The organism is Amycolatopsis sp. NPDC059027 (genome assembly GCF_042739735.1).
Taxonomy (GTDB): domain Bacteria; phylum Actinomycetota; class Actinomycetes; order Mycobacteriales; family Pseudonocardiaceae; genus Amycolatopsis.
On sequence record NZ_JBHYIK010000044.1, the window covers coordinates 74,718 to 79,391 of the forward strand.

The 4,674-nt window shown below is 68.9% G+C and carries 5 protein-coding genes; 2 read left to right on the forward strand and 3 right to left on the reverse strand.

What is annotated here, in order from left to right:
• The first annotated feature begins 535 nt into the window (after positions 1 to 535).
• On the forward strand, positions 536 to 1,408 hold the full coding sequence (locus ACFWY9_RS28070; protein ID WP_378328877.1) for a nuclease: 873 nt from the start codon (positions 536 to 538) through the stop codon (positions 1,406 to 1,408).
• Between the two features lie 3 nt (positions 1,409 to 1,411).
• On the opposite strand, the gene ACFWY9_RS28075 is transcribed toward ACFWY9_RS28070, so the two are convergent.
• The 3 genes from ACFWY9_RS28075 to ACFWY9_RS28085 all read right to left on the reverse strand — a co-directional run bounded on the left by ACFWY9_RS28075 (position 1,412) and on the right by ACFWY9_RS28085 (position 3,498).
• Positions 1,412 to 2,590, reverse strand: coding sequence for an RNA polymerase sigma factor (locus tag ACFWY9_RS28075; RefSeq protein ID WP_378328896.1), 1,179 nt, complete (start codon positions 2,588 to 2,590; stop codon positions 1,412 to 1,414).
• A 127-nt stretch (positions 2,591 to 2,717) separates the two neighbouring features.
• On the reverse strand, positions 2,718 to 3,068 hold the full coding sequence (locus ACFWY9_RS28080; protein WP_378328878.1) for a YciI family protein: 351 nt from the start codon (positions 3,066 to 3,068) through the stop codon (positions 2,718 to 2,720).
• Positions 3,069 to 3,072: 4 nt separating this feature from the next.
• Positions 3,073 to 3,498: a YciI family protein gene (locus ACFWY9_RS28085; RefSeq protein WP_378328879.1), complete on the reverse strand. Its 426-nt coding sequence runs from the start codon at positions 3,496 to 3,498 to the stop codon at positions 3,073 to 3,075.
• A gap of 174 nt (positions 3,499 to 3,672) precedes the next feature.
• Here ACFWY9_RS28085 and ACFWY9_RS28090 point away from each other — a divergent pair, with 174 nt between their 5' ends.
• Positions 3,673 to 4,653, forward strand: a complete 981-nt coding sequence (locus ACFWY9_RS28090; RefSeq protein WP_378340288.1) for a small ribosomal subunit Rsm22 family protein — start codon at positions 3,673 to 3,675, stop codon at positions 4,651 to 4,653.
• Positions 4,654 to 4,674 lie beyond the last annotated feature (21 nt).

A 4,674-nucleotide genomic window follows, 5' to 3' on the forward strand; every position in this document is an offset into this window, starting at 1 on the left:
GGTGGTGGGGTGCGGGGCGCGTGCTCTGCGTCCGCCGCTGGCGGCGGCTGTTATACCCCCCCCCCCCGCGCCGCCCCCCCCCACGCCTGTAGTGCGGCCGAGCTGGGTGTCGAACGGTCCGTTCGTGCTGCCAGAGGTGCCGAGGGACGCCTTCGGTCGTTGGCTGTGACGAAGGGGGCCCTCGGTGCGTTCAGCGCACCAAGGGCGTCCCTCGGCACATCGACCCGGCGGCGCCCAGGATGTCCCGAACGACGCGTTCGAGACGTTCTCCCCACCAACGGAGCGTTGAGGGCGCGATGGATTGCCGACCCAGGTTCAATCACCAACGCGCCATTCACGGCCTTCCAGCCCGCGCGGAAACCGCGGCGGCGCCGTCCACAGTTCACCTCGCCGCGGGCGATCCGGGAATTCGGTCACGGCTTTCGCCGCATCCGGCGAATTCGGCGCGAATCCAAAGTGGACAGAAGGCGTCCACGTTGCTCTGTCCGGATGAACCGGGGAGGAAACCACGCGTCCGCGACCTAACGTAGAGGTCATGCCGATGACGTTGATCAAAGGAACGTTCCAGATCGTCGGGGCTTCACCGGACGGCGATTCGGTGCGGTTCTATCCGGACGACCCGCAGGCCACGAAGAAGGCCGGGCTCAAGGTCCGGCTGAATTCGCGCGGCGGGATGCAGTTGCGGCTCGACGCGATCGACGCGCTGGAGACGCACTACCGGCCGCAGGGCCACGGGGCGATGCTGCACCAGCCCGCCGAACTCGCCGACGCCGCGTCCGCCAGGCTGCTCGCCCTGCTCGGGTTCACCAAGGCCGAACGCGACGAGAACGGCACCGTCACCAGGGCGGTCCCGCCGAAGGTCACCGGCCACATCCTGACCCGGTTTGCGGACAAATACGGCCGCGCGGTCGCCTTCGCCTTTCCCGGCCAGCGGCCCGGCCGGTCGACGGATCTGAGCGACGTCCACCTCGACGTCAAGGCACTGAAGAACTCCGCCAATTACCAGCTGCTCGCCGAGGGCCTCGTCTACCCGACGTTCTATTCCCTGCTCTACCCCGATCTCCGGCAGGCGCTTTCCGACGCTGCCGTCGCGGCCCGGGGTTCGGGCAGCGGGGTGTGGAAACACGACGTGACGAATTCCGGGTTCCGGCTGCAGTCCCGCACGCAGCTGAGCACCGACCTGGTGATCCTGCCGAAACTGTTCCGCAGGCTCGTGGACTACCTGTCGATCGACGAGTCGGGCGGGGTGTCGCTGGCCGGTTTCTCGCACTACCTCAGCACGCGCAACGACCGGCTGTTCACCATCCCGGACGGACACGCGACGGAGTTCGAAACGCTCGTTTCGGTGCGCCGCCAGACACTTCAGCTCACCGTCGAACCGGAACGGATCGTCTTCATCGAGGCGTGAGGTTCAGCCCTGTTCGGCCGCCCGGTTGAGCAGCAGCGCGCGTTCCCGCGCGTTGCCGGTCATCGCCGCGGCGCGCTCGAATTCGGCACGCGCGTCGGCATGCCTGCCCAGTTTCGCCAGGAGGTCTCCCCGCACACTCGGCAACAGGTGATACCCCTTCAACGCGGGCTCGTCGACCAATCGGTCCACCAGGTCCAGTCCTGCTTGGGGTCCGTACGCCATCGAAACGGCGACGGCGCGGTTCAGCTCCACGACCGGTGACGGCCGCAACCGCGCCAAACCCGCGTACAGCACCGAAATCCGGACCCAGTCGGTCTGCTCCGGCGTACGTGCCCTGGCGTGACACGCCGCGATCGCCGCCTGCGCCGCGTAGGGACCGTACGCCCCTTCGGCCAGTTCCTCGGCACGGGTGAGCGCGTCCAGACCACGGCGGATCAGCAGCTGGTTCCACCGCGAACGGTCCTGATCGAGCAGGAGGATCGGGTCCCCGTTCGCGTCGGTCCTGGCGGCGTTGCGCGACGCCTGGAGTTCGACCAGCGCCGCGAGTCCGTGCACCTCGGGCTCGTTCGGCATCAGACCGGAGAGCACTCGCGCGAGCCGTTGTGCCTCCTCACACAGCGCGGGACGCATCCAGTCGTCGCCGCGCGTCGCCGAATAGCCCTCGTTGAAGATCAGGTAGATGACTTCGAGTACCGAAGACAGCCTGTTGATCCGCTCCTCGCCCTCGGGAACCTCGAACGGGACGTTCGCCTCCGCGAGCGAACGCTTCGCCCGCACGATCCGCTGGGCGATCGTCGATTCCTTCACCAGGAAGGCCCGCGCGATCTCGTCGGTCGTGAGCCCGCCGAGCATCCGCAACGTCAGCGCGACCCGTGCCCCGGTGTTCAGCACCGGGTGGCACGCGGTGAACACCAGCCGCAGCAGATCGTCCTCGATGCGGTCGTCGAGCACGGCGTCGAAGTCCGGCAGGACGCCCTCGCCGAGCTGTTGCTCGCGACCCAGCTCGTCGAGTTTCCGCTCGAAACGTTCGTTGCGGCGGAACAGGTCGATGGCGCGCCGCTTCGCCGTGGTCATCAGCCACGCGCCGGGATTGCGCGGGACGCCCTCGCCCGGCCACTGTTCCATGGCCGCGACCAGGGCGTCCTGCGCGAGTTCCTCGGCGAGGCCGACGTCGCGGACCATCCGCGCGAGCCCCGCGATGAGCCGCGCCGACTCGATCCGCCACACCGCCTCGATCGCTCCGCGAGCATCGGTCGCCGTTGCCGTCACGACGCCATAAGACAGCGTCGCCGCGGCCAAGGCAAGCGGGTCAGAACTCCGCGATCGGCCGGATCTCGATCTCCCCGTCCCTGCCCTCGGGGTTCGGCACCCGCTTCACCAGCTCGACCACCTCGGCCATCGAGTCCGCCCGCAAGATCCAAAACCCGGCGATCAGTTCCTTGGTCTCGGCGAACGGACCGTCCGTCACCTGGGGCTCGGCGTCACCGGCGAAGAACACCCTGGCGCCCTCGACGGTGGGTTGCAGTCCCTCGGCAAGCTCCAGCATCCCGGAACGGGCGAGTTCCTCGTTGAACTCGGTCATCGTCGCGAGTTCCTCGGTCGTGGGCAGCCGCCCCGCCTCGACCTCCGGATCGCCCTTGACCAGTACCGCGAACCGCATGCCGTTACCGCTGCTCGGTCGCCGCGCGGAGCCGCTCCTCGGCTTCGCGGATCTCCGGCGTCATGTTCTCGCCGAAGTCCTCCGGCTCGGCGACGCGCCGGATCTCGATGGTGTGGTGGGCGCCGTCGGTGTTCGGCACCCGCTTGACCCACTCGACGACCTCTTCCTTCGACCGCACCTGGAGGATCCAGAAGCCCGCGATCAGCTCCTTGGTCTCGGCGAACGGGCCGTCGACGACCTGCGGTTCCTCGTTGCCCGAGAACCGCACCCGCACGCCTTCCGAGCTGGCGGTCAGTCCCTCGCCGGCGAGCATGACACCGGCCTTCACCAGCTCCTCGTTGAACTTGCCCATCTCGGTGAGCAGCTCGGTGCTGGGCAGCTGGCCCGCTTCGGACTCCTCGGACGCCTTCATGATCACCATGAACCGCATGGGGTTACTCCTCTAAGTCGTTCTGGTCTTCCTGCTTCACCAACGCGTCGACCGGGCGGGCGCGGGATCGACACGACGGCTGAACTTTTTTCCACCCAGTTCGTCGCGCACGAAACTAGCAGGTCAGGCACCGGGGAACGGACAAAACTCACCCGGGTGGGAGAATCCGTGACCGTGGCGGCACTCCCCGAAGACCTCCGGTCCGCGCTCGACGGCGAACTCTCCCGGTATCCCCAGCAGCGGCTCACGCAGTCCGTCGAGCGGCTCAGCACGCGGTACCGGCAGGGCGGCGCCGCGAGCGCGCCGATCCTCGCCTCCGATGTCGACGTCGCCGCGTACGCCGGGTACCGGATGCCCGCGACGTACGCGGCCGTTCACGCGGCGCTCGCCGCGACGGCCGCCCGCACTCCGGACTTCGCGCCGCGTACACAGGTGGACGTCGGCGGTGGCACGGGCGCGGCCGTCTGGGCCGCCGCTTCCGTCTGGCCGTCCCTGGAGAAGGCGACGGTGATCGAGCAGGTTCCGGCCGCGATCACGCTCGGCAAGCGGTTGGTCGCGCAGGCGACGTCGGAATCGGTGCGGACGGCGGAGTGGCGACGCGGACTGATCGATCCCGGGTCGCCGCCACCCGAGGCCGACCTCGTCACGCTGTCCTATGTGCTCGGTGAACTCCCGGACCGGATCCGCGAGGACACCGTCCGGTGGCTGGCAGCGAAGGCGCGGACGGTCGTGTTGATCGAGCCCGGAACACCGGCCGGATTCGAACGGATCCGCGCCGCGCGGGACATTCTTTCGGCGTCCGGCGCGCACCTGATCGCGCCGTGCCCGCACGAACACGGCTGTCCGATCGTCCCCGGCGAGGACTGGTGCCACTTCTCGGCGCGGCTGTCGCGCACCGGGCTGCACCGCCAGCTCAAGTCCGGCACGCTCGGTTTCGAGGACGAGAAGTTCTCCTACGTCGCCGCGTCGCCGGAGGCCGCGAAGCTGCCCGAAGCGCGGATCGTGCGGCACCCGCGCAAACGCAAGGGCCTCGTCGTGCTCGACCTGTGCACCGCCGGGGCGACGCTGACCGAGACGACGGTTTCCAAGCGCCACGGCGCTCTCTACCGCGCCGCGCGCGACGTCGAATGGGGTGACGCCTGGCCGGACTCGTGAGCGTTCCGGCCGGTTCTTACC

What these genes read in the sequence shown, in the direction of transcription:
- ACFWY9_RS28070 (WP_378328877.1), top strand. Translation starts at nt 536, where the DNA reads ATGCCGATGACGTTGATCAAAGGAACGTTCCAGATCGTCGGGGCTTCA.
- ACFWY9_RS28080 (WP_378328878.1), bottom strand. Translation starts at nt 3,068, where the DNA reads ATGCGGTTCGCGGTACTGGTCAAGGGCGATCCGGAGGTCGAGGCGGGG.
- ACFWY9_RS28085 (WP_378328879.1), bottom strand. Translation starts at nt 3,498, where the DNA reads ATGCGGTTCATGGTGATCATGAAGGCGTCCGAGGAGTCCGAAGCGGGC.
- ACFWY9_RS28075 (WP_378328896.1), bottom strand. Translation starts at nt 2,590, where the DNA reads ATGGTCCGCGACGTCGGCCTCGCCGAGGAACTCGCGCAGGACGCCCTG.